This is a genomic window from Streptomyces stelliscabiei, assembly GCF_014873495.1.
Lineage (GTDB): Bacteria > Actinomycetota > Actinomycetes > Streptomycetales > Streptomycetaceae > Streptomyces > Streptomyces bottropensis.
The window spans coordinates 5,346,980-5,373,414 of the sequence record NZ_JADBGF010000001.1 but is presented as its reverse complement, the minus strand read 5'-3'; the positions used below and the strand labels follow the sequence as shown (position 1 = coordinate 5,373,414).

Annotated in this window: 25 protein-coding genes; 11 read left to right on the top strand and 14 right to left on the bottom strand. The window is 69.6% G+C overall.

Annotated features, from left to right (window positions below; genetic code table 11):
- Nucleotides 1-78 precede the first annotated feature (78 nt).
- Entirely contained in the window at nt 79-1,293 is a 1,215-nt protein-coding gene (locus tag H4687_RS23680) for a BRO-N domain-containing protein (protein WP_063784585.1), read from the top strand.
- On the opposite strand, the gene H4687_RS23675 is transcribed toward H4687_RS23680, so the two are convergent.
- Both H4687_RS23675 and H4687_RS23670 read right to left on the bottom strand, forming a co-directional pair.
- Nucleotides 1,190-2,161, bottom strand: coding sequence for a pirin family protein (locus H4687_RS23675; protein WP_046919021.1), 972 nt, complete (start codon nt 2,159-2,161; stop codon nt 1,190-1,192). The genes H4687_RS23680 and H4687_RS23675 overlap by 104 nt on opposite strands.
- 357 nt (nt 2,162-2,518) lie before the next feature.
- Nucleotides 2,519-3,013, bottom strand: coding sequence for an SseB family protein (locus H4687_RS23670; RefSeq protein WP_005483119.1), 495 nt, complete (start codon nt 3,011-3,013; stop codon nt 2,519-2,521).
- Between the two features lie 149 nt (nt 3,014-3,162).
- Here H4687_RS23670 and H4687_RS23665 point away from each other — a divergent pair, with 149 nt between their 5' ends.
- The 4 genes from H4687_RS23665 (at nt 3,163) to H4687_RS23650 (ending at nt 7,606) form a co-directional block, all read left to right on the top strand.
- Nucleotides 3,163-4,989 carry an acyl-CoA dehydrogenase gene (locus H4687_RS23665; protein WP_046919020.1) on the top strand — a complete coding sequence of 609 codons (1,827 nt, stop codon included), beginning with the start codon at nt 3,163-3,165 and terminating at the stop codon, nt 4,987-4,989.
- A 233-nt stretch (nt 4,990-5,222) separates the two neighbouring features.
- Complete coding sequence (locus H4687_RS23660; RefSeq protein ID WP_046919019.1) at nt 5,223-6,521, top strand: M18 family aminopeptidase; 1,299 nt, start codon at nt 5,223-5,225, stop codon at nt 6,519-6,521.
- Nucleotides 6,522-6,640: 119 nt separating this feature from the next.
- The gene (locus H4687_RS23655) at nt 6,641-6,874 is read left to right on the top strand and encodes a DUF6458 family protein (RefSeq protein ID WP_046919018.1); all 234 of its coding nucleotides are present in this window, start codon (nt 6,641-6,643) and stop codon (nt 6,872-6,874) included.
- Nucleotides 6,875-7,114: 240 nt separating this feature from the next.
- Nucleotides 7,115-7,606, top strand: coding sequence for an LURP-one-related/scramblase family protein (locus H4687_RS23650; RefSeq protein WP_005483108.1), 492 nt, complete (start codon nt 7,115-7,117; stop codon nt 7,604-7,606).
- A 9-nt stretch (nt 7,607-7,615) separates the two neighbouring features.
- On the opposite strand, the gene H4687_RS23645 is transcribed toward H4687_RS23650, so the two are convergent.
- The 5 genes from H4687_RS23645 to H4687_RS23625 are packed head-to-tail and all read right to left on the bottom strand — an operon-like array spanning nt 7,616 to nt 11,575.
- The gene (locus H4687_RS23645) at nt 7,616-8,602 is read right to left on the bottom strand and encodes a hypothetical protein (RefSeq protein WP_046919017.1); all 987 of its coding nucleotides are present in this window, start codon (nt 8,600-8,602) and stop codon (nt 7,616-7,618) included.
- Entirely contained in the window at nt 8,583-9,713 is a 1,131-nt protein-coding gene (locus H4687_RS23640) for an AAA family ATPase (protein WP_046919016.1), read from the bottom strand. The genes H4687_RS23645 and H4687_RS23640 overlap by 20 nt, the downstream gene beginning before the upstream one ends.
- A complete protein-coding gene (locus H4687_RS23635) occupies nt 9,710-10,879 on the bottom strand; it encodes a DUF262 domain-containing protein (RefSeq protein WP_225966789.1) in 1,170 nt (389 codons plus the stop codon). The genes H4687_RS23640 and H4687_RS23635 overlap by 4 nt, the downstream gene beginning before the upstream one ends.
- A gap of 10 nt (nt 10,880-10,889) precedes the next feature.
- Nucleotides 10,890-11,147: a hypothetical protein gene (locus H4687_RS23630; RefSeq protein ID WP_046919014.1), complete on the bottom strand. Its 258-nt coding sequence runs from the start codon at nt 11,145-11,147 to the stop codon at nt 10,890-10,892.
- Complete coding sequence (locus tag H4687_RS23625; protein ID WP_005483099.1) at nt 11,141-11,575, bottom strand: ATP-binding protein; 435 nt, start codon at nt 11,573-11,575, stop codon at nt 11,141-11,143. Before H4687_RS23625 ends, H4687_RS23630 begins: the two co-directional genes overlap by 7 nt.
- A 230-nt stretch (nt 11,576-11,805) precedes the next feature.
- Here H4687_RS23625 and H4687_RS23620 point away from each other — a divergent pair, with 230 nt between their 5' ends.
- Both H4687_RS23620 and H4687_RS23615 read left to right on the top strand, forming a co-directional pair.
- A complete protein-coding gene (locus H4687_RS23620; RefSeq protein WP_028796396.1) occupies nt 11,806-12,651 on the top strand; it encodes a helix-turn-helix domain-containing protein in 846 nt (281 codons plus the stop codon).
- Between the two features lie 11 nt (nt 12,652-12,662).
- Nucleotides 12,663-12,866, top strand: a complete 204-nt coding sequence (locus tag H4687_RS23615) for a DUF397 domain-containing protein (RefSeq protein ID WP_020113593.1) — start codon at nt 12,663-12,665, stop codon at nt 12,864-12,866.
- A gap of 8 nt (nt 12,867-12,874) precedes the next feature.
- Here H4687_RS23615 and H4687_RS23610 read toward each other — a convergent pair whose 3' ends face one another.
- Nucleotides 12,875-13,693, bottom strand: coding sequence for a carbon-nitrogen family hydrolase (locus H4687_RS23610; RefSeq protein WP_046917833.1), 819 nt, complete (start codon nt 13,691-13,693; stop codon nt 12,875-12,877).
- Between the two features lie 231 nt (nt 13,694-13,924).
- On the opposite strand from H4687_RS23610, the gene H4687_RS23605 reads away from it, so the two are divergent.
- Entirely contained in the window at nt 13,925-14,749 is an 825-nt protein-coding gene (locus H4687_RS23605) for a maleylpyruvate isomerase family mycothiol-dependent enzyme (RefSeq protein WP_020113592.1), read from the top strand.
- Nucleotides 14,750-14,783: 34 nt separating this feature from the next.
- Here the strand turns inward: H4687_RS23605 and H4687_RS23600 are convergent, their stop codons facing one another.
- Both H4687_RS23600 and H4687_RS23595 read right to left on the bottom strand, forming a co-directional pair.
- Nucleotides 14,784-16,100, bottom strand: a complete 1,317-nt coding sequence (locus H4687_RS23600; RefSeq protein WP_046917832.1) for an MFS transporter — start codon at nt 16,098-16,100, stop codon at nt 14,784-14,786.
- Entirely contained in the window at nt 16,097-16,759 is a 663-nt protein-coding gene (locus tag H4687_RS23595) for a GntR family transcriptional regulator (protein WP_046917831.1), read from the bottom strand. The genes H4687_RS23600 and H4687_RS23595 overlap by 4 nt, the downstream gene beginning before the upstream one ends.
- 286 nt (nt 16,760-17,045) lie before the next feature.
- On the opposite strand from H4687_RS23595, the gene H4687_RS23590 reads away from it, so the two are divergent.
- Entirely contained in the window at nt 17,046-17,891 is an 846-nt protein-coding gene (locus tag H4687_RS23590; protein ID WP_046917830.1) for a D-alanyl-D-alanine carboxypeptidase family protein, read from the top strand.
- A gap of 167 nt (nt 17,892-18,058) precedes the next feature.
- A complete protein-coding gene (locus H4687_RS23585) occupies nt 18,059-19,024 on the top strand; it encodes a BRO-N domain-containing protein (RefSeq protein WP_046917829.1) in 966 nt (321 codons plus the stop codon).
- Nucleotides 19,025-19,112: 88 nt separating this feature from the next.
- Here the strand turns inward: H4687_RS23585 and H4687_RS23580 are convergent, their stop codons facing one another.
- The 3 genes from H4687_RS23580 to pdhA are packed head-to-tail and all read right to left on the bottom strand — an operon-like array spanning nt 19,113 to nt 22,833.
- Nucleotides 19,113-20,570, bottom strand: coding sequence for a dihydrolipoamide acetyltransferase family protein (locus tag H4687_RS23580; protein WP_046917828.1), 1,458 nt, complete (start codon nt 20,568-20,570; stop codon nt 19,113-19,115).
- Between the two features lie 11 nt (nt 20,571-20,581).
- Complete coding sequence (locus tag H4687_RS23575; protein ID WP_046917827.1) at nt 20,582-21,610, bottom strand: alpha-ketoacid dehydrogenase subunit beta; 1,029 nt, start codon at nt 21,608-21,610, stop codon at nt 20,582-20,584.
- Between the two features lie 2 nt (nt 21,611-21,612).
- Nucleotides 21,613-22,833 (bottom strand): pyruvate dehydrogenase (acetyl-transferring) E1 component subunit alpha, encoded by a 1,221-nt coding sequence (gene pdhA / locus H4687_RS23570; protein ID WP_046917826.1) that lies wholly within the window; start codon nt 22,831-22,833, stop codon nt 21,613-21,615.
- 552 nt (nt 22,834-23,385) lie between these two features.
- Here pdhA and H4687_RS23565 point away from each other — a divergent pair.
- Nucleotides 23,386-24,612 carry a phosphotransferase gene (locus tag H4687_RS23565; protein WP_046917825.1) on the top strand — a complete coding sequence of 409 codons (1,227 nt, stop codon included), beginning with the start codon at nt 23,386-23,388 and terminating at the stop codon, nt 24,610-24,612.
- A gap of 33 nt (nt 24,613-24,645) precedes the next feature.
- Here the strand turns inward: H4687_RS23565 and H4687_RS23560 are convergent, their stop codons facing one another.
- Entirely contained in the window at nt 24,646-26,223 is a 1,578-nt protein-coding gene (locus H4687_RS23560; RefSeq protein ID WP_046917824.1) for a protein kinase domain-containing protein, read from the bottom strand.
- Between the last annotated feature and the right edge of the window lie 212 nt (nt 26,224-26,435).

Here is a 26,435-nt window from a genome sequence, read left to right as displayed (position 1 = left end):
GTCACACCTCCGCCTGCCCAGCTTCCGAGGCGGAGGTGAGGCTCGATGGACGAGCATCCGAGGCGGAGGTGAGGCTCGATGGACGAGCAGAGGAACACGCACACGCCGCAGGCGGAACCGACGGCACACCGGGACGCGATCGACATCAACGACTTCGTGTTCGCGGCGACCGGCGCCCGGGTCCGCAGACTCACACTGCCGGACGGGACGTACTGGTTCCCGGCGGTGGACATCTGCAGAAACCTGGGCTTCGCCCATGTCGGCTCCGCTCTGCGGAACATGGCCGACACGGCCAATTCCGGAAGCGCCGAGACTGTGCTCAGCCAGCACAGTCTCAGCGTTCCCGCAGGTCGAGAGTGGCGACGAGACATGAACCTCGTCAACCTCCATGGCCTGATCCGGCTGGTCAACAGCAGTACCAAACCCGCAGCGGAGCCCTTCAAGACCTGGGTCTCCGAAGTCATCGCCCCCATCCAGCGCGACGGCTCCTACGCCCTCGCCCCGGCCCCCGTCCAGCCCGCCCCCACCGGCGGCACCGCCTACGCCATGCCCCAGCCGGTCGCGGACGCCCTCGTCCGGCTCGAAGAACGCAACATCCGGGCCGAGGAGATGCTGACGGCGTTCCAGGACGAGCGGAACGGCCTGCTGCACCGGATCGCCCGCAGCCAGAGCATCATGGCCGACGCCCTGCGGGACATCGCCGCAACCCTCAGGCACCGCTACGACCGCACCGCCCCGGAGCCGGAGTTGACCGCCCAGGACCTCGTCGCCACGTGGAAGGCGAAGAACCTCGTGGTCACCGAGGACGTCCACGCGGTCGCGGCCTACCTCGCCCCGGCGCTGGTGCGCGGCGAGGCCCGCTACCGCATGGAGGAGATCTCCACCCGTACGGGGCTGTTCCAGGAGCGCGTCAACGACAGTCTCAGGATGCTCGTCAAGCGGGGATGCGTCCGGCAGACGGGCTGCACCCCGACCGGCGCACCGGTCTACGTCCTGCCGTGGAAACGCGCGGCCCTGACACGGGCCCGGCAGCAGCCCGGCAACAGACAGGCCCGAAGTCGCAAAACGAAGTTGCGGCTTCGGGCCTTGTCGTACAATACCGGGTTTTACCCACCCACCGCCGCCGAACGACTCGACGCACCCGAGGACGACAGGCGCACCGGAACTCCGGCGAACGGACCGCGCGGGCCTACAACCCCTCGGCGGTCATCCCGTGAACCGCCGGGATCGTGCCCAGCCGCCCCTTCTGGAAGTCATCGACCGCCTGCTGCAGCTCGTCGCGGGTGTTCATGACGAACGGGCCGTAGTGGGCCATGGGCTCCCGGATCGGCTGTCCGCCGAGGAGGACGATCTCCAGGTCGGGAGCGTGGGAGTCCTGCTGCTCGTCCGCGCGGAAGGTGATCGAGGAGCCCGCACCGAAGACGGCCGTCTGGCCGAGGTGGATCGGGCGCCGGTCCGCACCGACGCTGCCGCGCCCGGCGAGGACGTACGCGAGGGCGTTGAAGTCCTCACGCCACGGCAGGGTGATCTCCGCGCCCGGCGCGACCGTCGCGTGGAGCAGCGTGATCGGGGTGTGGGTGATGCCCGGCCCCTCGTGACCGTCCAGCTCACCGGCGATGACGCGCAGGAGCGCGCCGCCGTCGGGGGTGGTGAGCAGCTGGACCTGGCCGCCGCGGATGTCCTGGTACCTCGGGGCCATCATCTTGTCCTTGGCCGGGAGGTTCACCCACAGCTGGATGCCGTGGAAGAGGCCGCCGGACATGACGAGGGACTCCGGCGGCGCCTCGATGTGGAGGAGGCCCGAGCCGGCCGTCATCCACTGGGTGTCACCGTTGGTGATGGTGCCGCCACCGCCCTGGCTGTCCTGGTGGTCGAAGATCCCGTCGATGATGTAAGTGACGGTCTCGAAGCCGCGGTGCGGGTGCCAGGGGGTGCCCTTCGGCTCTCCCGGCGCGTAGTCCACCTCGCCCATCTGGTCCATCATGATGAACGGGTCGAGGTGGCGGTAGTTGATCCCGGCGAACGCACGGCGGACCGGGAAACCCTCGCCCTCGAAACCACTGGGCGCGGTCGTCACGGTGAGCACCGGGCGGGCCACCGCGTCGGCCGGTGCGGCCACACGGGGCAGGGTCAGCGGGTTCTCGACGGTCACTGCGGGCATGTCGGTACCTCCTTGTGCGCTCACTTTAGTTGATTGTTGAACTTTCTGCCAGCCCTAACAGCGCACGAACCTCATCCCATTCCCTCGCAACCCCGACCCCGGGCAGCAGAACGCCGTTGGCCCCAGAGGACCAACGGCGAGGTGACGATCCGGGTCACCGGCGAACAGTAGAGGAGTCGAGAGACCGGAAGAAACGGTTCAGCAAACCACCACGGCCAAGCACCAGCTCCCCTAGGGGGCGCGGAGAACCGCGCGAACAACCCCCACAGCCCCGCACCCCGCAACGAACCGCACCCCCACCCCGAACCCGGATCACGGCGCGCCCGACGGAGTCACCCGCCTGCGAAGCAATGGCGTCTAGCCATACATCCGCCGCATCGCGAACTCCACCATCTGCTCCACGGCCTTCGCGTCGAACACCATCCGGTGCTCGCCCTCCATGTCGAGGACGAAGCCGTACCCGGTCGGCAGCAGGTCGATCACCTCCGCGCCCGTGATCACGAAGTACTTGGACTCCTTGCCGGCGTACCGGCGCAGCTCCTTGAGCGAGGTGAACATCGGGATCACCGGCTGCTGGGTGTTGTGCAGCGCGAGGAACCCGGGGTTGTCGCCGCGCGGGCAGTACACCTTGGAGGTCGCGAAGACCTGCTGGAAGTCCTCCGCCGCCAGCTGGCCGGTGGTGAAGGCGCGGACCGCGTCCGCGAGGGAGGGCGGGGACGGCTCCGGGTACAGCGGTGGCTGCTGCCCGTATCCGCCCCCCATCTGGCCGCCGGGCATCTGCCCGGGCATCTGCTGCTGCGGCGGCGGGGCGTACTGCTGCTGGGGGCCGGCGCTCTGGTCGTAGCCGTACATGCGGCAAAGCGTAACGAGTCACAGATGGACCGCTCGGGGTTGCTTCTTATTACCGATGGGTAGCATCATCGACATAGAAGCTACTTGTTGGTACGTGAACTAGCGCGAGGAGCCAGTGCCTCGCCGATCTCTCTTACGGAGCCGTCGCCATGGGGCACTACAAGTCGAATCTCCGCGACATCGAGTTCAACCTCTTCGAGGTGCTCGGGCGCGACAAGCTGTACGGCACCGGCCCGTTCGCGGAGATGGACACGGACACCGCGAAGAGCATCCTGGAGGAGCTGGCCCGTCTCGCGGAGAACGAGCTGGCGGAGTCCTTCACGGACGCCGACCGCAACCCGCCGGTCTTCGACCCGGAGACCAACACCGCTCCGGTACCGGCCTCCTTCAAGAACAGCTACAAGGCCTTCATGGACTCCGAGTACTGGCGTCTCGGCCTGCCCGAGGAGATCGGCGGCACCACCGCCCCCCGCTCCCTGATCTGGTCCTACGCGGAGCTGGTGCTCGGCTCGAACCCGGCCGTGTGGATGTACGCCTCCGGCCCGGCCTTCGCCGGCATCCTCTTCGACGAGGGCAACGACGTCCAGAAGAAGATCGCCCAGATCGCGGTCGACAGGACCTGGGGCTCCACCATGGTGCTCACCGAGCCGGACGCCGGCTCGGACGTCGGCGCCGGGCGCACCAAGGCGGTCCAGCAGGAGGACGGCTCCTGGCACATCGAGGGCGTGAAGCGCTTCATCACCTCCGGTGAGCACGACATGGAGGAGAACATCCTCCACTACGTCCTCGCGCGCCCCGAGGGCCACGGCCCCGGCACCAAGGGCCTGTCCCTCTTCCTCGTCCCGAAGTACCTCTTCGACTTCGAGACCGGCGAGCTGGGCGAGCGCAACGGCGTCTACGCCACCAACGTCGAGCACAAGATGGGCCTGAAGGCCTCCAACACCTGCGAGATGACCTTCGGCGACCGTCACCCGGCCAAGGGCTGGCTGATCGGCGACAAGCACGACGGCATCCGCCAGATGTTCCGCATCATCGAGTTCGCCCGCATGATGGTCGGCACGAAGGCGATCTCCACGCTGTCGACGGGCTACCTCAACGCGCTGGAGTACGCCAAGGAGCGCGTCCAGGGCACCGACCTGGCGAACTTCATGGACAAGACCGCGCCCAAGGTCACCATCACCCACCACCCCGACGTCCGCCGCTCGCTGATGACGCAGAAGGCGTACGCGGAGGGCATGCGCGCCCTCGTCCTCTACACGGCCTCCATCCAGGACGAGATCCAGGTCAAGGAGGCCGCGGGCGAGGACGCCTCCGCCCTGGAGGCCCTGAACGACCTGCTCCTGCCCATCGTCAAGGGCTACGGCTCCGAGAAGGGCTACGAGCAGCTCGCCCAGTCGCTGCAGACCTTCGGCGGCTCCGGCTTCCTGCAGGAGTACCCGATCGAGCAGTACATCCGCGACGCCAAGATCGACACCCTGTACGAGGGCACCACCGCGATCCAGGGCCAGGACTTCTTCTTCCGGAAGATCGTCCGCAACCAGGGCGCCGCGCTGAACACCCTCGCCGAGGAGATCAAGAAGTTCCTGGCGCTCGGCGAGGGCGGCGAGCAGCTGTCCGGCGCCCGCGAGCACCTGGCCAAGGCCGCCGTCGAGCTGGAGGCCATCGTCGGCCTGCTCCTCACCGACCTCGCCGCCACCGAGCAGGACGTCAAGAACATCTACAAGGTGGGCCTCAACACCACCCGCCTGCTCCTCGCCTCCGGTGACGTGGTCGTCGGCTACCTGCTCCTGCGGGGCGCGGCCGTCGCCGCCGAGAAGCTGGAGACGGCCTCCGCCAGGGACAAGGCCTTCTACACCGGCAAGATCGCGGCGGCGAAGTTCTTCGCGGCCGACGTCCTCCCGGGCGTCACCCTCGCCCGCAAGATCGCCGAGGGTGTCGAGCTGGACCTGATGGAGCTGGACGAGGCGGCGTTCTAGGCGACTCCGGCCGGCCTCACCCGCTGCCGCGTCCCGCCTCACCTCGGACGTGATCGCAGGTGCGATCGCGGGCGTGTCCCGCCCGTGGCTCCCGGCCGCATCCCGGCCGTACCCGGTCGTGGCGCCGGACGGACCCTGCCCGTCCGTCCGGCGCCCCTCCTTCGCACGCCCACCACGAGGGCCCGCTCCCATCCCCCGGGAGCGGGCCCTCGTACGTCGTTAAGGTGAACCCCATGCGCACACCCCCACGCTTCGATCGCGGCCACACCGACGACCTCATGACCTTCCTGGCGAGCAGCCCGACCCCGTACCACGCGGTCGCGAGCGCCGCGGAGCGGCTGGAGAAGGCCGGCTTCCGGCAGGTCTCGGAGACCGACGCGTGGGACGGCTCGCTGGGCGGGAAGTACGTCCTGCGCGGCGGCGCGATCATCGCCTGGTACGTGCCGGAGGGCGCCGACGCCCACACCCCCTTCCGCATCGTCGGCGCTCACACCGACTCCCCCAACCTCCGGGTCAAACCCCGCCCCGACAGCGGCGCGCACGGCTGGCGCCAGATCGCCGTGGAGATCTACGGCGGCCCGCTGCTCAACTCCTGGCTCGACCGCGACCTCGGCCTCGCCGGCCGGCTCTCCCTGCGCGACGGCACCACCCGCCTCGTCAACGTCGACAGACCCCTTCTCCGCGTCCCTCAACTGGCCATCCACCTGGACCGCAACGTCACCTCCGACGGACTGAAGCTCGACAAGCAGCGTCACCTCCAGCCCGTCTGGGGCCTCGGCGACGACGTCCGCGACGGCGACCTGATCGCCTTCCTGGAGGAGGAGGCGGGCATCCCCGCCGGCGAGGTCACCGGCTGGGACCTGATGACCCACTCCGTCGAGCCCCCCGCGTACCTGGGCCGCGACAACGACCTGCTCGCCGGTCCCCGCATGGACAACCTCCTCTCCGTGCACGCCGGTACGGCCGCGCTCGTCTCGGTCGCCGGTGCCGCCGACGACCTCCCGTACATCCCCGTCCTCGCCGCCTTCGACCACGAGGAGAACGGCTCCCAGTCCGACACCGGCGCGGACGGCCCGCTGCTCGGCGGGGTGCTGGAGCGCTCGGTCTTCGCGCGCGGCGGCTCCTACGAGGACCGGGCGCGCGCCTTCGCCGGCACGGTCTGTCTCTCCTCCGACACCGGGCACGCCGTGCACCCCAACTACGCGGAGCGCCACGACCCCACGCACCACCCCCGCGCGGACGCCGGCCCGATCCTGAAGGTCAACGTCAACAACCGCTACGCCACCGACGGTTCGGGGCGCGCCGTCTTCGCCGCCGCCTGCGAGAAGGCCGGTGTGCCGTTCCAGACGTTCGTCTCCAACAACTCCATGCCCTGCGGCACCACCATCGGCCCCATCACGGCCGCCCGCCACGGCATCCGCACCGTCGACATCGGCGTCGCCATCCTCTCGATGCACAGCGTCCGTGAGCTGTGCGGCGCGAAGGACCCCTACCTCCTGGCGAACGCTCTGACAGCCTTCCTGGAGGGCTGAGCACCAGTCAGGCCCTCAACGGCTGTTACGGAGGGGCCAGTCCGGGTACCCGATGTCAACCGGTAGGACCGAACGACCGGAACGACCGGCCGACCCAACCGGACACTGGAGGGAACACCATGGGCCTGGGCGGGTGCATCATCCTGATCGCCGTGGGGGCCATCCTCACGTTCGCCACCGACTGGGACATGCAGGGGGTCAACCTCGACCTGGTCGGCATCATCTTCATGATCGTCGGGCTGATCGGTGTCGCCACCTTCAGCAGCATCGCCAGGCGCAGGCGGGTGGTGGTACCGCCCACGACCCCGGTGATCGACGACGACCGGCAGCGGGGCGGCTACCAGGGCTACTAGAACGGCCGGCTCCGTCACAACAACTCCCGTCCGTCCCGTCGGCCCCGGCGGCGGCCGGTCCGTCCCGCTCCCCGTGAGCCGGACCGGCCCGCGCCCGGCCGAAGGGCTGGGCCCGCCCGCAGCCGAGGCCCCGTTTCCGGCGCGGACCTCCGTGCGCGCCCGTGCCGGAAACGGGGCCGGCCTCGGCCCTTCGGCCTACACAGGACGTTTCGGGGCGGGTCGCGGGGAACGCCTGTAGGCATGAGATTCCTCGTACGCGACCGGCTCCTCGGCATCGGTGACGACTACTGGATCGAGGACGAGCACGGCCGGAAGGCCTTCCTCGTCGACGGCAAGGCCATGCGGCTGCGGGACACCTTCGAGCTGAAGGACACCCAGGGCCGGGTGCTGATCGACATCCGCCGCAAGATGTTCGCCGTGCGCGACACCATGGTCGTCGAACGGGACGGCGAGCCCCTCGCCACCGTCCGCCGCAAACGCCTGTCCCTGCTGCGCAACCACTACCGCGTCTCCCTGGCGGACGGCACCGAACTCGACGTCAGCGGCAAGATCCTCGACCGTGAGTTCGTGGTCGAGTACGACGGCGAACTCCTCGCCCACATCTCCCGCAGATGGCTGCGGGTCCGCGAGACCTACGGCCTCGACGTCGTACGCGACGACGCGGACCCGGCGCTGCTCATCGCCGTCACGGTGTGCGTGATCAACCTGGCGGAGAAGGAGCGGGACGACTGAGACGACTCGTCAGGTCGCCAGATGCTCCACGAAGATCCCGATGAGCACGCGGTCGCCCTGCTCGGCGAGCGGCAGGGAGAAGTGCACCCGGTCGCGGTCCCACAGGCGCTTGCCGTGCCACTCGCAGCGGTAGACGGCGTCGCCGTGGACCACCTTGCGCTGCTCCCACGCCTTCGCGTTCTTCTTCGTGTTCGAGCTCTCGGGGGAAATGTCCAGGCCCAGGGCGGAGAATCTGGCCATGACCTGGTTCTGGTCGCCGCAACAGTCGGCCAGGGTCCGGGCGAAGTGGTCGTTGAGCGCACCGAGCAGCTTCACCAGCCAGGGCAGGACCTCGGCGTAGGAGCCCTTGAAGTGGTGCAGACGCAGAGTCTCCGCGAAGAGCAGCCGGGGAAAGGCGTCCTCAGTGAGGGTGAAGAAGTGCTCGGCCGAAACGGGTTCGTGGGTGAACACGCCTCGCCAGAAGTCCGGCGCGTCCTTCGGTGAGCGCAGGACGTGTGCCTTCACCTCGTCCTGGCCCGTCTCCGTCGTCCGGGTGAAGGTGACCCATCCGGACGGCCAGTCGGGTTCCTCGGCGTACGGCGCCAGGAGACAGGACATCGCGCGGCCTTCCGCCGCTCTGGCCAGGGCGTGTGCGGTGCCCCAGGACGGCTCGCGCCAGGGTCCGTCGGCCACCCGGACGGGCTGGGGCAGGTCCGCCTCGTCGGGATCCAGGCGCTTGCACTTGCCCAGCAGCGTCTGCAGGCGGGCCCGCACGTCACGGGGCAGCCCGCCGTCGGGCGAGTACAGGGCGTCGATCAGCGAGACCGAGGGCCGGCACTCCACGTCGTACGCGGCGTTCATGAACGCCGCTTTGCGGCCGTCGGCCAGGGGCTCCAATAACTTCGCGAGCATGCCGAGGGCCTCGGGCAGATCGGCGTCCGCCAGCTCCCGCCAGTCGAAGGACTCCTCGCCGACGACCACGCGGTAGTCGTCGCCATCACCTGCTGCGTCCGGCACGGGCCAGCCTCCCCAGGTCGGTCTCGATCTGGTCGAAGAAGCCACTCGGCCAGTGGCTGAGTTCGCCCTTGTCGTTGATGTCGATGGGCAGGGTCCGGTCGTGGTCGAAGTAGTGCGTGATCATGTCCTGCGCCAGGAGGGAGCCGTCCTGGGCGACGGCGAGTCGGGCTCCGTTGAGGACGTGGTCGCTGTGCGTCTCGACCAGGACCTGTACCCCGCTGCCCGCCACGCGCGCGAGGAAGCGGCCGAGCCGGGACTGCCCCGCCGGATGCAGATGGGCCTCGGGGTTCTCGACGATCAACAGGTCGCCCGGCTCGGTGAGCAGACCGGCGACGATGACGGGAAGGGCGTAGGAGACACCGAAGCCGGTGTTGACGGGGCGGATCTCCTCACCGCTCAGGCCGGGCTCGCTGAAGCGGATCGTCCCGGCCAAGATGCCCACGGCCACCCGTGCGGTGATCTGCAGAGGGCGGATGATCTCCGAGGCCCAGGCCTCGGTCTGGAGGCGGAGTTGCGGACCGGCAGCGTCCGGGTGGTGCAGCGAGCCTCGGACCTCCCCGCGGGGGCCGCGGTGGCTGACCGCACGGGACTCGCGCAGTGCCAGCACCTGTGCGGTGAACTCACCTTGCACCCCCACCCCGATCCGGTCAGGTTCCTCGGCGGACACCGACAGCGTGTCGCGTGGTCCAAGACGCTCAGCGCACAGATATGTGAACGCGGGGTCGACGACATCCCGCCCGATGCCGGGCACGGACTGCACCGGCAGCCGCAGCGCGTTCAGGTGCAGTGCCTGTTCCGAGTCGGGCAGGCCGAGGACGTACACCCATTGCTCACCGTTCGGGCCGCCCAGCCGTACGGTGATCTCGCGTGCGTCGGTCGCCCAGTTCAGCACGTCCCGGGCCTCACCGAGGGCCAGCCGCAGCGGACCGTTCAGCCGCACGGCGTCGCCCGCCACGCCGCGCGCCGTCTCGGCCAGCCGCGCCAGCAGCAGGGACTGGAGCATGGTGCTCTTGCCACCGCCGTTGACCCCGGTCAGGACGGTCAGGGGGCGCAGTTCGAACGACTCCGACTCGAACCGCTTGAAGCCGCGGATCTCCAGGGAAGTGATCACCGGCCGGCTCCGGCGTCCGCGACGGCGGCCTTGAAGCGGTAGTCGACGCGATGACGGTCGGTGGTGGAGGAGGTGATGGCGTTGAGGTAGGTGACGTCCGTGGTCATCCGCTCCCGCGCGGCCTGCACGATCGCCTTCCTGCGCGCTCGCAGATCGGCGGTGGTGTGGTCGGGATCGGCAAGGGCGAGCGACCAGCTCTCAAACATGGCTCGGTTGATCGGACGACGGTAGTCATCGCCCTTCGGCCACTTGCGAAAGGCGTGCTCCCCGAAGACGAGGTACGCGTGGGTCATCGCCCGGTCGAAGGCAGCCTCCAGCGCCGCCACCCGCTCGTCAGGGACCTGCTTCGGATCGTCGAGCATCTCGGTGGCGTCCATCAGGAACAGCTCCATCATGGGCCGCTCCTGGTAGGCCTCGATGTCCTTCAGCCAGAACGCGGCGAACCGCAGGGCCATCTCCCGGTCGTTCATCCGGATGTGGTTGGTCAGGCGACCCCCGGTGGCCTTGGCGAAGGCGTCCGTGTGGGTCATCCGATGCAGGATGTCCCTGCTGCGCGGGCTGCTCATGCAGTGTCGGATCTCCTGCGCGTTCAGCGGAGTCCCGCCGGTGTTGATCCGCTTGAAGATCTCGTACGTCACTCCGCGCGGTGTCGTCGGGTCGATCACGTTGACGATCAGCTGGGTGTTGTTGATCCGCCGCTGGAACGGCACGGGGAGATCGGTGAAGCGCAAGTCCTTCAGATCGTTCAGATGCTCCAGCTTCCCGAGGGCGAAGCCGTTCTCGCCGCCCCGGACGAACGCGTGCAGCGTGGAGAGCCGCTGAAGTCCGTCGACGACCCGGAACGACCCGTCCGCGTCCTCTGCGAAGTAGAAGGCGGGCAGCGGGATCTGGAGCAGCAGGGACTCGACGAGCAGGGACTTCTGGTCGGCGCGCCAGACCTGGAGACGCTGGAAGTCCGGCGCGAGTTCGATGGAGCCCTCGTCGATCTGGTCGAGGATGTTGCGCAGGGAGAACTGGCTGGTGTTCACCCGGATCTGGTCGGGGTTCCACGGCCGTTGGATCCGCTCGGTCTCCTCACCGGGGTCCTCGACCTCGATGTCAGTGGCGTGTCCCTCGAACACGTCCTCCACCACGTCAGGGGTCGTCTGCGCGCCGTCCATAGCCATGCCGGTCATCCTAGGGGCGGGTGATCGAGTGGCGGGAGGTGTCGTACCCACCTCCTCCACCCGGTTCAGGCGGGAGATCGCACCGACCGGCGGCGATCCTGAGCACGTCCGCCAGGGACGCGACCAGGCGGCTGGCGATCCAGCGCAGTTGGTCGGCGGTGAGGCACGCGCCGTCGTCGACCATCGGCCGCGCGAGGCCCAGGACAACGGCCGCCGATTCGAGTTGCCGCTGACGGCTGTCGGGTGTTCGCGGCTCGTCGGTCAACACGGCAGCGCCCTTCGCCGTACGGGCAGGTCGAACCACACCGCCTTGCCCACCGGGTGCGTCGGGCCGCCGTACGGGAGGTCCGGGCCGTGCCCCCAGCGGCCCTCGGTGAGGGCGTCGACCAGATACAGCCCCCGGCCGCCGCCCCGCTCCCAGGTCTCAGTCGTCAGTTCCCTTATGACCGGCGGGTTCTCGTCCCCGTCGTACACCACCACCCGCAGCCGCCCCTCCTGCACGTCCAGCCACAGCACGGTGCCGTCACCGCCCTTGGCGTGCACGCAGGCGTTGGTGACGAGTTCGGAGGCGCAGAGGACCGCGTCGTCGACGAGGGTGCGGTCCAGGTGCAGCGCGTGCAGGACGGTGGCGACGAAATCGCGGGCGATGTGGGGGGAGGTTTCGACGGGTGGGCAGATGAGGGTGTACGAGGGCATGGGGCATCAACTCCGGTGGAGGTGAGGGGGTTGCACGCGCCTGTCCGCGTTGCTGTCCGGCGCCCCGGTGTCGATGGTCGGGGTGGCGCTTCCAACGGGGCATGGGCGTGCGGGAGTTGCGGATGGGCGACCACACGGGCACTCTCCGTGAGTACAGTGGCAACCGTAGCGGTAAACGTTGAGCAGGCTCAACGTTTCAGGGAAGCTCGTCACTCGATCGAGGAGAAGGCATGACATCGAGGCCCACCCCGACCGCCCGACAGGCTCGATTGGGCGCAGAGTTGCGGAAACTGCGCGAGGCATCGGGCGTCTCGAACCGGAAGGCCGCCGCGCAACTGGGAGTCAGCCCGACCCAGATCAGCCACATCGAGTCCGGACGGTTCGGCCTCAGCACTGAACGACTCCGCAGGATGGCGGAGTTCTACGACTGCGACGACACCGCCCTCGTTGACGCGCTGGTCGAGATGTCAGTACCCCGCCTCGGCAACTGGTGGGAGGAGTACAGGGGCGCGATGCCACCGCAGGCGCTCGACCTGGCCGAACTCGAGCATGACGCGTCATACGTACGCGTATTCGAAGTGGTGCACATCCCGGGAGTCCTCCAGATCGAGGAACACGTGCGCGCCGCCTCAGTCTTCTGCGAACCGAGCCTTTCGGAAGAGGCCCGCGAGACCCGTGTCTCGTTCCGGATGCGGCGACAGCAGGTACTGGAGGCAGGCACACCGTACGACGTCGTCATCCACGAGGCCGCGCTGCGCATGCGCGTCGGCGGTTCCCAGGTCACCCGCGCCCAGCTCGGACACCTTCTTCAGGCAGCCGACAGGGCCTCTCTCACCCTCCGCGTCGTCCCCTTCACCGCCGAGGGCTTCGCAGGCGCCGGGTACGCCATGCAGTACGTGGGCGGGCCGGTATCCCCACTCGACACCGTGCAGATCGACACCACACACGGCGCCGAATTCATCAACGCCACAGCGCGGCTGAACCGATACCGGGCTCTCTTCGAAAGTATCGACAAGGCAGCGCTCACGCAGAATGCTTCCCTTGACCTCATCCGCCGTATCGCCCAGGAACTGTGAAGGATCTCCCTGTGCCCGAAGGACTCCACTGGCAGAAGTCGTCGTTCTCCGGGGGAGGCGGAGACACCTCCTGCGTAGAGATATCCACCGCCCCCACCACCCTCCACCTCCGCGAGAGCGACAGCCCCACCACCATCCTGTCGCCCACCCCCACCGCCCTGCACGCGCTCCTCACAGCCCTGCGGGACGGCCCCCGAACCCCGCCGCAGGGCTGAGCGGAGGTTCAGCGGCGCGGTGGCTCCAAGCCCAGGAGGCGGTCCTTCAGCGCCGGGAACTGTTCCCGCGTGGTCGCGACCTTCGCCGGGTCGAACTCCACCGTGAGGACCTCCTCGTCGGCACCCGCCTCCGCCAGGACCTCGCCCCAGGGGTCGACCACGATCGAGTGACCGGCCTGGGGAACTCCCGCGTGCGTACCGGCCGTTCCGCAGGCGAGGACGTACGCCTGGTTCTCCACGGCCCGCGCCCGCGCCAGCAGGGTCCAGTGCGCGCGCCGCCGCTCGGGCCAGCCCGCCGAGAGCACAAGCGTCTCGGCGCCCGCGTCGACGAGCCCGCGGAACAGCTCGGGGAAGCGGAGGTCGTAGCAGGTGGCGAGGCCGACGGTCGTCTCGGGGAGGCGGAGCGTCACCAGTTCCGAGCCCGCGCCCATCAGCACCGCCTCACCCTTGTCGAAGCCGAAGCGGTGGATCTTGCGGTAGGCGGCGGCGAGGTCGCCGGACGGTGAGAAGACGAGGGAGGTGTTGTAGAGCGGCCCGTCGCCGGTGGCGGAGCCGCTGTCGGAAGCAGCGCGTTCGGGGATCGAGCCCGCGTGCAGCCATACGCCCGCGTCGCTCGCCGCCTTGGCCATCGCCTCGTACGTCGGCCCCTTCAGCGGCTCGGCCTCCGTGGTGAAGGATTCGAACGCGAAAGCGCCGGTGGTCCACAGCTCCGGGAGGACGACGAGATCGGCACCGGCCTGGTCCCGCACCAGCGAGGCCGCACGCCGCCTGCGTGAATCGACCGATTCGTCCTCGTCTACACCGATCTGGATGAGCGAGGCGCGCACACTACCACCGTCCTGGCATTCGAGACGTCCACACCGGCCTACGATCGTCACACCAAAGCACTGCCGGGGTGCCTCCCCGCAGCGTAACTTAACGTTCCAGAACACCCACCGACAGCCGCCGACGCCCACTCACCGCCGTCAACGCCGACGCCCCCACCGAAACCGCCACCCACATACCCGTACGCACCGACCGTACTGACAGGTACCGACCGCCCGAGGGGTCCCGTTTCCGTGAGTCTGCATCCCACTCTTCAGCCCTACGCCGACGCCTGGACCCACTCCGTGGACGCGATATCCGAGCTGGTGACACCGCTCGTGGAAGGTGAGTGGAACCGGCGCACGCCGTGCCCCGCCTGGTCGGTGCGCGATGTGGTCTCGCATGTCATCGGCCTGGACTGCGAGATGCTCGGCGACCCGCGGCCCATCCACACCCTCCCGCGCGACCTGTACCACGTGCGGACCGAGCACCAGCGGTACATGGAGATGCAGGTCGACGCCCGCCGTCACCACACCGCGCCGGAGATGACCTCCGAGCTGGAGTACACGATCATCCGGCGCAACCGCCAGCTGCGGAACGAGTCGCGGGACCCCGGGCACAAGATCCGCGGCCCCCTCAGCACGGAAGTGACCCTGGAACAGGCCATGCGCAACCGCGCGTTCGACGTATGGGTCCACGAACAGGACCTGCGCGCCGCGCTGGGACAGCCGGGGAACCTGGACTCGCCGGGCGCGTACGTCGTCCGTGACGAGCTGCTGTCCGTCCTGCCGAAGGTCGTCGCCGAGGACGCGCAGGCGCCCCGCAGTTCGGCGGTCGTCTTCGACGTGCACGGCCCGGTGGAGTTCATCCGCACCGTCCGCGTCGACATGCAGGGCCGCGGCACCCTGGAGACCGCCCCCGCCCTCGGCCCCGCCGCCAGCTTCACCCTCGACTGGGAGACCTACGTCCGCCTCGCCTGCGGCCGCGTGAGCGCCGACCTCGTCGCCGACCGCGTCAAGGCCGAGGGCGACCCCCATCTGATCGCGGCGATCCTGCGCGCGTTCGCGGTCACCGTCTAGCCACCGCGTCCGGGGACTCGCCGCCGACCGGCCCTCAGGCCGGGACGTGCACCGTCTCCACCCGGCTCGCCACCAGGCGTTCCCGTTCGCGGCGGGCCGCGCGGCCGCGCAGGCGGAGGATCTGCGTCAGGCCGAGGGCCTGCAGGACGAAGACGGCGGAGAAGGCGATGCGGTAGTCGTCCCCGGTCGCGTCCAGGAGAACGCCGACCGCGAAGAGAGTGGTCATGGAGGCGACGAAACCACCCATGTTGGTGATCCCGGAGGCGGTTCCCTGACGCTCCGGCGGGTTCGCCGGGCGGGCGAAGTCGAAGCCGAGCATCGAGGCGGGCCCACAGGCGCCGAGCACCCCGCACAGGACGAGCAGGAGCCACATCGGCGCGTGCCCCCCGGGGTACAGGATCGTGGTCGCCCACACCGCCGCCGTCGCGAGGACCGTGCCGAGCGCCAGCGGCAGCCGCGCCGTGTGGTGCCGGGCGACGATCTGGCCGTACACCAGTCCGACGACCATGTTGGACAGGACGACGAGGGTGAGCAGTTCACCGGCGGTGCCACGGCTGAGACCCTGCGCCTGGACCAGGAACGGCAGCCCCCACAGCAGCAGGAACACCATCGCCGGGAACTGGGTGGTGAAGTGCACCCACATGCCGAGCCGGGTGCCGGGCTCCCGCCAGGACGCCGCGATCTGCCGCCGCACGTACGCGGCCCCGTGGTGCGGAAAGGGCTCCGGCTCGTGCCCGTCGGGGTGGTCCTTCAGGAACAGCAGGGTCAGGACCAGGACGACGAGGCCGGCGACCGAACTGCCCGCGAACGCCGCCGTCCAGCCCACCCCGTGCAGCAGGCGGGCCAGCAGCAGCGTGGAGACCAGGTTGCCCGCCATGCCGACCAGGCCCGCCATCTGCGCGATCATCGGTCCGCGCCGGGCCGGGAACCAGCGGCTGCCCAGCCGCAGCACGCTGATGAACGTCATCGCGTCACCGCAGCCCAGCAGCGCCCGCGAAGCCAGCGCCGTGCCGTACGACGGCGACAGCGCGAAGCCGATCTGGCCGGCCGTGAACAGCAGGACCCCCAGCGTCAGCACCTTCTTCGTGCCGAGCCGGTCGACCAGCAGGCCGACGGGGATCTGCATGCCCGCGTAGACCAGCAGCTGGAGGATCGAGAAGGTCGACAGGGCGGAGGCGCCCACCTGGAAGCGCTCCGCGGCGTCCAGGCCTGCCACGCCCAACGACGTACGGAAGATGACGGCGACGAAGTACACGGAGACGCCCACGCCCCACACGGCGAGGGCGCGGCGGCCGCCGGGCGGGTCCCCGGGCAGGGACCCGGCGGACGACGAAATGGCGGGGCGGCTCAACGGAGTTCCCCCCGCGCCAGGTTGGAGAACCAGTTGACGTGCTGGTGCACGAGCGCCACGGCCGCCTCCGCGTCACCCGCGCGCAGCGCCCGGAGAATCTCCTCGTGCTCGTGGAGAGCCTTGGTGATGCGGTCGGGGTGGGCGTGCATCACGGCGACGCCCATCCGCAGCTGCCGGTCGCGGAGTTGGTCGTAGAGGCGGGAGAGGATCTCGTTCCCCCCGCTGCGGACGATCTCGGCGTGGAAACAGCGGTCGGTCACGGCCGCGGCGGCCAGATCCCCGGCCGCGGCCTGGGCCTTCTGCTGGTCGAGCAGCTCCTCCAGCCGGGCGATGAGCCGCGGCGAGGCCGGCACCGTCTTGCGGACCGCGTGCTCCTCGACAAGCTGCCGGGTCTCGACGACGTCGGCGATCTCCTGCGCGGAGACGGGCAGCACCAGGGCGCCCTTCTTCGGGTAGAGCCTGATCAGCCCCTCCACCTCCAGCCGCAGCAGCGCCTCCCGCACCGGCGTCCGGGACACGCCGACCGCCTCGGCCAGCTCGCCCTCGGTGAGCAGCGTGCCACCCTCGTAACGACGCTCCAGGACACCCTGTTTGACGTGCGTGTAGACACGGTCGGCGGCGGGGGGCTGCTTCACGACGGGTGCGGGGGCGGAGGGCATGTCGACAGCATAGATACAACACGTACTCATCGCCGCTCCCGTCCACGATCCGGACGAAAACCCACCATGAACCAGTCGGAGGAGTGTGAGGTGAACCTGAATTGACCCCCGCGCCACCCGGAGCACAACCTTTTGTGCTACTCACTTGTCACACGAGAAGCGGCCCCGCTTGCCCGAAACCCGGAGCCCAAGTGGCCGCGCTCCACAGACATTTGACGCAATCGGGGTATTTAACTTGATTACCGCCATAAAGGGCGTACGTGTCCGCAGAGCCGCTGCAGTCGTCGTGACCACCGGCGCGATGATCGCGACCGGCGTCGCCGGCTCCGCTCCTGCGCAGGCCGCGCCCGCGAAGCCCACGATCACCGCCAAGGGCGGGTTCGTGATGAACAGCGCCAACGGCAAGACCCTCTTCAGCAAGGCCCCTGACACCAAGAGGCTCACCGCCTCCACCACGAAGATCATGACCGCCAAGGTCGTACTGGCGCAGTCGAACCTGAACCTCGACGCCAAGGTGACGATCAAGGGCGCCTACAGCGACTACATCGTCAAGAACCAAGCCTCGTCAGCCGGGCTGATCGTGGGCGACCAGGTGACTGTCCGTCAGTTGCTGCACGGGATGATGCTGAAGTCGGGTTGCGAGGCCGCCATGGCCCTGGCCGACAAGTACGGTTCCGGCTCGACGATCTCGGCCCGCACCAAGAACTTCATCGCCAAGATGAACACCACGGCCAAGAAGCTCGGCATGACGAACACCAAGTTCGACTCGTTCGACGGCATCAGCAAGGGATCGAACGCCTCGACCCCGCGCGACCTCACCAAGCTCGCGCGCGACGTCATGAAGAACGCGACCTTCAAGAAGATCGTGGCGACGAAGTCGTACACGGCGAAGACCATCACCAAGACCGGCGGCACCCGCCTGACGACGTGGGAAAACACCAACAAGCTTCTCGGCTGGAAGGGCACCATCGGCATCAAGACCGGCTCCGGCACCGAGTCCAGGTACTGCCTCGTCTTCGCCGCGACCCGCAACGGCAAGACAATCATGGGCACCGTCCTCACGTCCTCCTCCGAGGCCAACCGGATGGCGGACGTGAAGAAGCTCATGGACTACGGGTTCGCCACGCTCTAGGCGACCCGGGCATCGCACGGGAAGGGGCCACCGCTCACCGCGGTGGCCCCTTCCCGCTTCTTTGCGCAAGCCAATCAGGCCTACTTACCTCGCATTAGTGAATACGGTTAATCCAACTGGCATATTCGATTTCCTCCGCCATACGTTCCGCAGCGGAGGTGGTTCACATGATCGAACCCAGCAAGCACCAGCCCGACCCCCGCATGCGTCAGCAGGACGCACTCGATGTCGGTGACTTGGTCTACGCGGCTACCGGAGCCCAGGTCCGCCGGCTGACGATGCCGGACGGGACGCACTGGTTCCCGGCGGTGGATGTCTGCAAGGAGTTGGGGCACGCCAACTCTCGGAAGGCGCTCTCCGACCATGTGCCAGAGAGGCACCGAGAGATTCTCGAGACTGTAACTGGAGGTTACGGTCTCAGCGTTCCCGCAGGTCGGGAGTGGCGCCGAGACATGAATCTCATCGATCTCCAGGGTCTGATCCTTCTCGTCAGCGCCTGCACCAAGCCGGAGTGCGCTCCCTTCAAACGGTGGGTCGCCGAGGTGATCGAGACCGTTCAGCGCGAGGGCTCCTACACCCTGGAGGAGGCCGAGGTGCAGCCCTCCGAGCCGGGCGCGCCCGTCGCCTACGCCATGCCCGAGCAGGTCGCCGAGGCCATCGTCCGGCTGGAGGAGCGCAACCTCCAGGCGGACGAACAGCTCGCGGTGGCACAGCAGAGGTCGATCGCCCTGCAGGAGCAGATGGTGGAGCTGCAGACCGCCACCCTCGCCGCCCAGCAGGCCATGGCCCAGGCCATGGAGCGCATCGCGGACCGGCTCGACGCCCTGACTCTCGCCCGGCCGGTGCCCGACACCATGACGGTCCCGAAGCAGCCCACCACGGAGACCGTGCTGGCCGACTGGCGGGAGCGGTTGTCGGTGACGGAGGACGTGTGGACGGTGGCCGTCGTGATCGCCCCGGTGCTGGTCGAGAAGGGCGAGCTGCGGCAGCCGTTGGAGGCGATCGCGGCCCGTACGGGGCTGTCCGTGCACCGCGTCAACGAATGTCTGCGGCTGCTGCGCAAGCACGCCTGCATCCACCCCATGGGCGCGGCGGAGGACGGGGCGCCGGTGTATGTGCTCAGCCGCCGCTGACGGCTCCTGAGCGGAGTTGAGGAGAAGGGCCGGTCGCAAAAGCAACTTGCGACCGGCCCGTACCCATCAGCCTACTCAGTCGGGGGCTTCACGCCCACGTGATCAGCCTCTTCGGCTGCTCCAGAATCGCCGCCACATCCGCCAGCACCTTGGACCCCAGCTCCCCGTCCACCAGCCGGTGGTCGAAGGAGAGCGCCAGGGTGGTGACCTGACGGGGCTTCACCTTGCCCTTGTGGACCCACGGCTGCGGCTTGATCGAACCGACCGCGAGGATCGCGGACTCACCGGGGTTGAGGATCGGCGTGCCGGTGTCGATGCCGAAGACTCCGACGTTGGTGATGGTGACCGTGCCGCCCTGCATCGCGGCGGGGCTGGTGCGGCCCTCCTTCGCCGTCGAGACCAGCTCGCCCAGCGACTCCGCCAGCTGCGGCAGCGTCTTCGCGTGGGCGTCCTTGATGTTCGGGACGATCAGACCGCGCGGGGTGGCCGCCGCGATGCCCAGGTTCACGTAGTGCTTGACCACGATCTCCTGGGCGGCCTCGTCCCAGGAGGCGTTGATGTCCGGGTGGCGCCTGATCGCCACGAGCAGTGCCTTGGCGATCAACAGCAGCGGATTGACCCGCAGGCCCGCCAGCTCCTTGTCCTGCTTCAGCTCCTCGACCAGCTTCATCGTGCGCGTCACGTCGACCGTCACGAACTCGGTGACGTGCGGCGCGGTGAAGGCCGAGCCGACCATCGCGGCCGCCGTCGCCTTCCGGACCCCCTTGACCGGGATCCGGGTCTCGCGCACGCCGTCGGACGACGCCACCGGGGCCGGGGCGGAGGCGGCCGGAGCGGCCTGGGCCACCGCCGCCTGGGCCACCGGCTCGGGAGCCTTCGGCGGGGCGACGGCCGCGTGGACGTCCTCGCGGGTGATCACCCCGTCCGGGCCGGACGGAGTGATCGTCGCCAGGTCCACACCGAGGTCCTTGGCCAGCTTGCGGACCGGCGGCTTCGCCAGCGGACGCTGCCCGCCGACGGCGTGACCGTGTCCGTTCAGCTCGCCCTGGACGCCCTGGATCGCGGTGGCCGCGTACAGGGTGTCCTCGGCGGGCACCGCCGCGGCCGGAACTCCCTTGCGGGGGCGGCGCTTCGTGGATGACTCGGCGACCCCGTAGCCGACGAGGACCGGCTTGCGCTCGGGCTTCTTGGCCACCGGCTCGGGCTTCGCGGCGGGCCGGGCGGGCGCGGCTGCCTCGGCCGGGGCAGCGGTCGCGGCCGGCGCCGACGCGGGCGCCGGGGCCCCGCCCGCCACGTCCACCGCGATGATCGACGTGCCGACGTCGACCGTGGTGCCCTCGGGGAAGTGCAGGGCGCGTACGACACCGTCGTACGGGATGGGCAGTTCGACGGCGGCCTTGGCCGTCTCGACCTCGCAGACGACCTGGCCGTCGGTGACGGTGTCACCGGGCTGGACGTACCACTTGAGGATCTCGGCCTCGGTGAGTCCCTCGCCCACATCGGGCATCTTGAACTCGCGCGGAGACGTGTCTGTCATCGTCGTCACGGACCTCTCCCTCAGTACGCCAGCGAGCGGTCGACGGCGTCGAGCACCCGGTCCAGATTCGGCAGGTACTCCTCCTCCAGCCGGGCCGGCGGATAGGGGGTGTGGTACCCGCCGACGCGGAGGACGGGGGCCTCCAGGTGGTAGAAGCACCGCTCGGTGATGCGGGCGGCGATCTCCGCGCCCGAGCCGAAGAACACCGGAGCCTCGTGGACCACGATCAGCCGGCCGGTCCGCTCCACGGACGCCTGGATGGAGTCGAAGTCCAGCGGGGACACCGACCGCAGGTCCAGGACCTCCAGGGCGCGGCCCTCCTCGGCGGCCGCGTCGGCGACCTCCTGGCAGAGCTTCACCATCGGGCCGTACGCGGCGAGCGTGAGGGCGGTGCCCTCGCGGACGACCCGGGCCTTGTGCAGCGGACCGGGGATGGCCTCCGGGTTGACCTCGGCCTTGTCCCAGTAGCGTCGCTTGGGCTCGAAGAAGATCACCGGATCGTCGCTCTGGATGGCCTGCTGCATCATCCAGTAGGCGTCCGAGGCGTTGGAGGGGCTGACCACCTTCAGGCCCGCCACGTGCGCGAACAGCGCCTCCGGGGACTCGGAGTGGTGCTCGACCGCGCCGATGCCGCCGCCGTAGGGGATGCGGACGACGACGGGAAGCTTGACCTTGCCCAGCGAGCGCGCGTGCATCTTGGCGAGCTGGGTGACGATCTGGTCGTACGCGGGGAAGACGAAACCGTCGAACTGGATCTCGACCACCGGCCGGTACCCGCGCAGGGCGAGGCCGATGGCGGTGCCGACGATGCCCGACTCGGCGAGCGGGGTGTCGATCACCCGGTCCTCGCCGAAGTCCTTCTGCAGGCCGTCCGTCACCCGGAACACGCCGCCGAGCTTGCCGACGTCCTCGCCCATGACGAGGACCTTCGGGTCGGCTTCGAGGGCCCTGCGCAGCGATTCGTTGATCGCCTTGGCGATCGCCATGCTCTTCGGGGCGGAACGCCCGGCGTCCTGCCCTGCCGTCTGCGCGGCTGTCTGCGTGGTCATCGCTACTTGCCCTCCTCTACGTCCACATCGGCGAACGACGCCTGGTACGCGGCGAACTGGGCGCGCTCCTCGTCCACGAGCGCGTGTCCGTCCGCGTACGCGTTCTCGAAGATGGCGAAGTGGTCCGGGTCGGGCATGGCACGCACCACTTCGCGCACTCGCCTTCCCAACGCCTCGCTCTCCGCTTCGAGTTCCGCGAAGAATCCCTCGTTCGTGTCGGTTTGGGACTCCAGGTATCCGCGCAGGCGCGCGATCGGGTCCTTGGCCTCCCAGGCCACCCGCTCGTCGTCGTGCCGGTAGCGGGTGGGGTCGTCGGAGGTGGTGTGGGCACCCATGCGGTACGTGTACGCCTCCACCAGTGTGGGACCCTCGCCCCGGCGGGCGCGCTCCAGCGCCCACTTGGTGACCGCGAGACAGGCCAGCACGTCGTTGCCGTCGACGCGGACGCCCGGGAAGCCGAAGCCCTGGGCGCGCTGGTACAGCGGGACGCGGGTCTGCTTCTCGGTGGGCTCCGAGATCGCCCACTGGTTGTTCTGGCAGAAGAACACGACCGGCGCGTTGTAGACCGCGGAGAAGGTGAACGCCTCGGCGACGTCGCCCTGGCTGGAGGCGCCGTCACCGAAGTAGGCGACGACCGCCGAGTCGGCGCCGTCCTTGGCGATGCCCATGGCGTAGCCGGTGGCGTGCAGCGTCTGGGAGCCGATGACGATCGTGTACAGGTGGAAGTTGTTGCTGTTCGGGTCCCAGCCGCCGTTGTTCACGCCGCGGAACATGCCGAGCAGGTTGGTCGGGTCGACGCCGCGGCACCAGGCGACGCCGTGCTCGCGGTAGGTCGGGAAGACGTAGTCGTCCTCGCGGGTGGCCCGTCCGGAGCCGATCTGGGCGGCCTCCTGGCCGAGCAGCGAGGCCCACAGGCCCAGCTCGCCCTGGCGCTGCAGGGAGGTGGCCTCGGCGTCGAAGCGACGGGTCAGGACCATGTCGCGGTACAGGCCGCGCAGCTCGTCGGCGGTGATGTCCGCGACGAACGGGTCGTACTCGGCGTTCCTGACGCGCTTGCCCTCGGGCGTCAGCAGCTGAACGAGTTCGGGCTGGGCGTCGGTCGGCTTCTTGGCAGTGGCGGCGCGCCTGGTGCCGGTGGTGCCGGCCGCCTTGCTGCCGGTGGTGCCGGTCTTGCCTGCGGCGCTGCGTCGCGGCTTGCGCGCGGCAGTGCTCTCCACGGTCACGTGTGCTCCTCCGTCGGTCCGGCCCCCGGGGTTGCCGGGTGACCAGTGCGGCTCGCCTGATCCCGGTGCCCGTGCACGGGGTGGGTGCCCTTGGCCGGGAACAGACGTGACAGGTGCCCCGGCGAGCGCCCTGCACGAGGCACGTTACCCAGTGCTCCACATTCCTGTGAAACCCCTACTGACCTGCGATTTTCCTTGGATTTCCAAGTAATTCGGTACCAGGGGGTCCAAGAATGTCGCGTCCGTCGGGAACAGTCGCTGGTCACAGCACTGGTTAACAGCCTGGCAGGGGGCCGGAACACGGGCACGTTATCCCGGTCACCCCGGCCACGGGAAGACTTCACCGGGGGCGGGCATCGAGATCGACTGCCGAAGTTGCTCCATCCGTGCTGCCGCGCGATCCCGCCACGGCCCTCGCGGACACGGCGGCCGTCCGGCCCGTATGTCTGCGCGTCGAGCCACAGTTCGGTTCTGAGCACGGTGTGACCGGTAACGACTGTGTGTGACAAGCGGCAGCTCAGGAGGCAGGGCGCGTGCCCTAACATCTGGCGCGTGCCGCGCTCATCTGTACCACCCTCTGTGCTCCACGCGCCCCCGCTGGGCCCCCTCCTGAAGCGGTTCTCCGCCGGATCCGCCCTCTCCTGCGAACCCGTCGACGAAGGGCTCCTCAACCGCGGCTACCGGCTCTCCACCACCCGCGGCCGGTTCTTCCTGAAGCACCACTTCGACCCCGAGACCGCCGCTCCGGCCGCGATCGTCCGCCAGCACCGGGCCACGCAGCGCCTGGCCGAGCTGGGCGTACCGGTGGCCCCGCCCCTGGCCGGGCGCGACGGCGACACGGTCGCCGTGGTCGGCGGCCACGCCTACGCCCTGCACCCCTGGATCGAGGGACGCCACCGGCACGGTGGCCAGCTCACCCCCGGGCAGTGCGGCCGCCTGGGGGCACTCCTGGGTGTCGTGCACGCGTCCTTGGAGCGGGTGATGCCGGCGCGGCAGCCGGCGTTCCCGGTGGTGTCGTCGTCGGCGGCACCGGTGGAACCGATGGTTCCGGTGCGCGAACGGCTGCTCCAGGCCCGGCGCCGGATCCCGAGGAGGGCGGCCTCGGCGCCGCGCGGCGCCGAGGCCGCGGCGGGCGGCGCGGGAGCCGTACGGGATCCCGGCGAAGCCCTACGGGATCCCGGCGGTGCGGAGACCCCTGGGTCCGAGAGCGCGGATCCCGTGGAGACCTTCGCCCTCATCGACGCGCTGCTCGACCGGGTGGGGCGCCACCGGCCGGCCGACGCCTTCGACGCGCTCGCCCGGCACCGGCTGCTGGAGCGGCGGGAACTGCTGGAGCGGCACGCGCGGCGGCGGCCGCCCGGGGGCGGCCCGGTGGGATGGGTGCACGGGGACTTCCACCCGTTGAACGTGCTCTACCGCGACGACGCCCCCGAGGTGCCCGCCGCGATCCTCGACTGGGACCGGCTCGGGGTGCGGCCGCGCGCGGAGGAGGCGGTCCGGGCGGCGGTGATCTTCTTCGTGCGTCCCGTCGGCGCCCTGGATCTGGCGCGGGTGCGGTCCTACGCGCGCGCGTACCGGCGTTCCGCGGGGGCGGGCCCGGCCGAACTCGCGGCCGCCGTGCACCGCGTGTGGTGGGAGCGGCTCAACGACTTCTGGATGCTGCGCTGGCACTACGAGCGCGGCGACACCCGCGCCGATCCGCAGTTCCCCGCGGCATCGGCGCTGGCGGTGTGGTGGACGAGGGAGTACGACGCGGTGTGCGAGGCGTTCGTGGAGTGACCCGGCCGGGGCCACTCCGGTCACGCCTCGGGATCACTCCTCGTCGTCGCCGCCGCCGACGCCTCCCGGCAGACCGGCGGTGTCCCCGCTGGTGCCGTCGTCGGGGCTCTCGCTCACCGGGGGCTCCGGCTCCTCCGAGACCGTCGGCTCCTCCGTCGGCGGGTCCTCCGTCGTCGGCTTGGCCGTCGGCTGACTCGGCGTCGGCGACTGGCTGAAGGACGGGGACCGTGTGTACGACGGCGTGTAGTCGGGCTGGTCGCCCGTGCCGTTGCTGTCCTCGGTCTCCTCCTCGGTCACGTCGTCGCTCGGCGTCTCGGTGGGGTCCTTGTCCTTGCTGGACGTCGAGGTCGTCGGCGACTTCGTGGTCTCGGTGCCGCCGCTGCCGCCGTCCTTCTTGGTGTTCAGCGCCAGCGCGACACCCGCCGTGATGGCGATCACCGCGAGAACGGCGAGGATCCACAGCTTGCCGCGGCCGCTGCCCCGGTTGCCGCGGCCCTCGAAGCCGCCGTCGTCCCGGCCACCGCCGCCGTATCCGGGCAGGATCGGCTGCGGGATCTGCGAGGTGCCCGGCTCCCCGGGGTGGGGCATGACCGTCGTACCGGACATACCGCCCGGCGGCGTCTGCCGGCCGTCGTGCACGGCGACGGGCCCGGTGTTCCAGGTGCCGGTGTGGCCGCCCTGGTCGTACAGCATCTGCAGGCCGTACTGGACGAGGCCGCGCATCTCCTCGGCCGTCTGGAACCGGTCGTCCGGCTCCTTGGCGAGGGAGCGCATGACGAGGCCGTCGAGCTCCGGCGGCGCCGCCCCCTCCGAGGACTGGGAGGGGGGCACCGGGATGTCCTGGACGTGCTGGTAGACCACCGACAGCGGGGTCTCGCCGATGAACGGCGGCCTCAGCGCGAGGAGTTCGTAGAGCAGACAGCCGGTGGCGTACAGGTCGGAGCGGTGGTCGACGGCCTTGCCGAGGGCCTGCTCCGGGGAGAGGTACTGGGGCGTGCCCATCACCATGCCGGTCTGCGTCATCGTCGTCGACGCCCCGTGCAGGGCTCGGGCGATGCCGAAGTCCATCACCTTCACGGCGCCGTTGTCGGTGATGATGACGTTCGCCGGCTTGATGTCGCGGTGCACGATGCCGTGCTGGTGGGAGTAGGCGAGCGCCTCCAGCACACCGGAGACGATGATCAGCGCCTGCTCGGGGCCGGGCGCCTCCGCGTTGATCAGCAGATCGCGGATCGTGCGGCCCTCGACCAGCTCCATGACGATGTACGGCACGGGCGTGCCGTTCACGACGTCCTCGCCGGAGTCGTAGACCGCCACGATCGAGTGGTGGTTGAGACCGGCCACCGCCTGGGCCTCACGCGTGAAGCGGGCCTTGGAGATGGGGTCCTCGGCAAGGTCGGAGCGGAGCAGTTTGACCGCCACCGTGCGACCGAGGCGCACGTCCTCCGCCGCGAACACCTCGGCCATGCCGCCCCGGCCGAGTCTGTGGGTCATCCGGTACCGACCGTCACCGACCAGCCCGCCGTTGCCCCACAACTCCGGCGCGTCCGACATGCCGCCGCCAGTCGCCTCGGGGTCGGACGGGCCCTGAGAGCGCTGCTGCTGTGCCATCAGTCCTCGCCGTCGTTTCTGCCCGCGGTCCGCGCGGTACTTGTTACGGTCTCCGTCGGCCACGCTACAGCCTTCACGCAAGGGGCCGGTCCGGGTTGGATGCGCGACGGGGTTCACGACGGGTTCAAGGTGGATTCAAAGGTTGAGTCGGCCATGAAACCCGCAGCGCGCGCACTCGTGCAAGTTCTGTGTACCGGGCGTACGCCCCCTGT

Bases quoted from the DNA above. Each gene is read 5' to 3' on its own strand.
- H4687_RS23560 (WP_046917824.1), bottom strand. From the start codon at position 26,223: ATGGCACAGCAGCAGCGCTCTCAGGGCCCGTCCGACCCCGAGGCGACT.
- H4687_RS23650 (WP_005483108.1), top strand. From the start codon at position 7,115: ATGAGATTCCTCGTACGCGACCGGCTCCTCGGCATCGGTGACGACTAC.
- H4687_RS23585 (WP_046917829.1), top strand. From the start codon at position 18,059: ATGATCGAACCCAGCAAGCACCAGCCCGACCCCCGCATGCGTCAGCAG.
- H4687_RS23625 (WP_005483099.1), bottom strand. From the start codon at position 11,575: ATGCCCTCGTACACCCTCATCTGCCCACCCGTCGAAACCTCCCCCCAC.
- H4687_RS23635 (WP_225966789.1), bottom strand. From the start codon at position 10,879: ATGGCTATGGACGGCGCGCAGACGACCCCTGACGTGGTGGAGGACGTG.
- H4687_RS23670 (WP_005483119.1), bottom strand. From the start codon at position 3,013: ATGTACGGCTACGACCAGAGCGCCGGCCCCCAGCAGCAGTACGCCCCG.
- H4687_RS23665 (WP_046919020.1), top strand. From the start codon at position 3,163: ATGGGGCACTACAAGTCGAATCTCCGCGACATCGAGTTCAACCTCTTC.
- H4687_RS23660 (WP_046919019.1), top strand. From the start codon at position 5,223: ATGCGCACACCCCCACGCTTCGATCGCGGCCACACCGACGACCTCATG.
- H4687_RS23680 (WP_063784585.1), top strand. From the start codon at position 79: ATGGACGAGCAGAGGAACACGCACACGCCGCAGGCGGAACCGACGGCA.
- H4687_RS23620 (WP_028796396.1), top strand. From the start codon at position 11,806: ATGACATCGAGGCCCACCCCGACCGCCCGACAGGCTCGATTGGGCGCA.
- H4687_RS23575 (WP_046917827.1), bottom strand. From the start codon at position 21,610: ATGACCACGCAGACAGCCGCGCAGACGGCAGGGCAGGACGCCGGGCGT.
- H4687_RS23595 (WP_046917831.1), bottom strand. From the start codon at position 16,759: ATGCCCTCCGCCCCCGCACCCGTCGTGAAGCAGCCCCCCGCCGCCGAC.
- H4687_RS23655 (WP_046919018.1), top strand. From the start codon at position 6,641: ATGGGCCTGGGCGGGTGCATCATCCTGATCGCCGTGGGGGCCATCCTC.
- H4687_RS23675 (WP_046919021.1), bottom strand. From the start codon at position 2,161: ATGCCCGCAGTGACCGTCGAGAACCCGCTGACCCTGCCCCGTGTGGCC.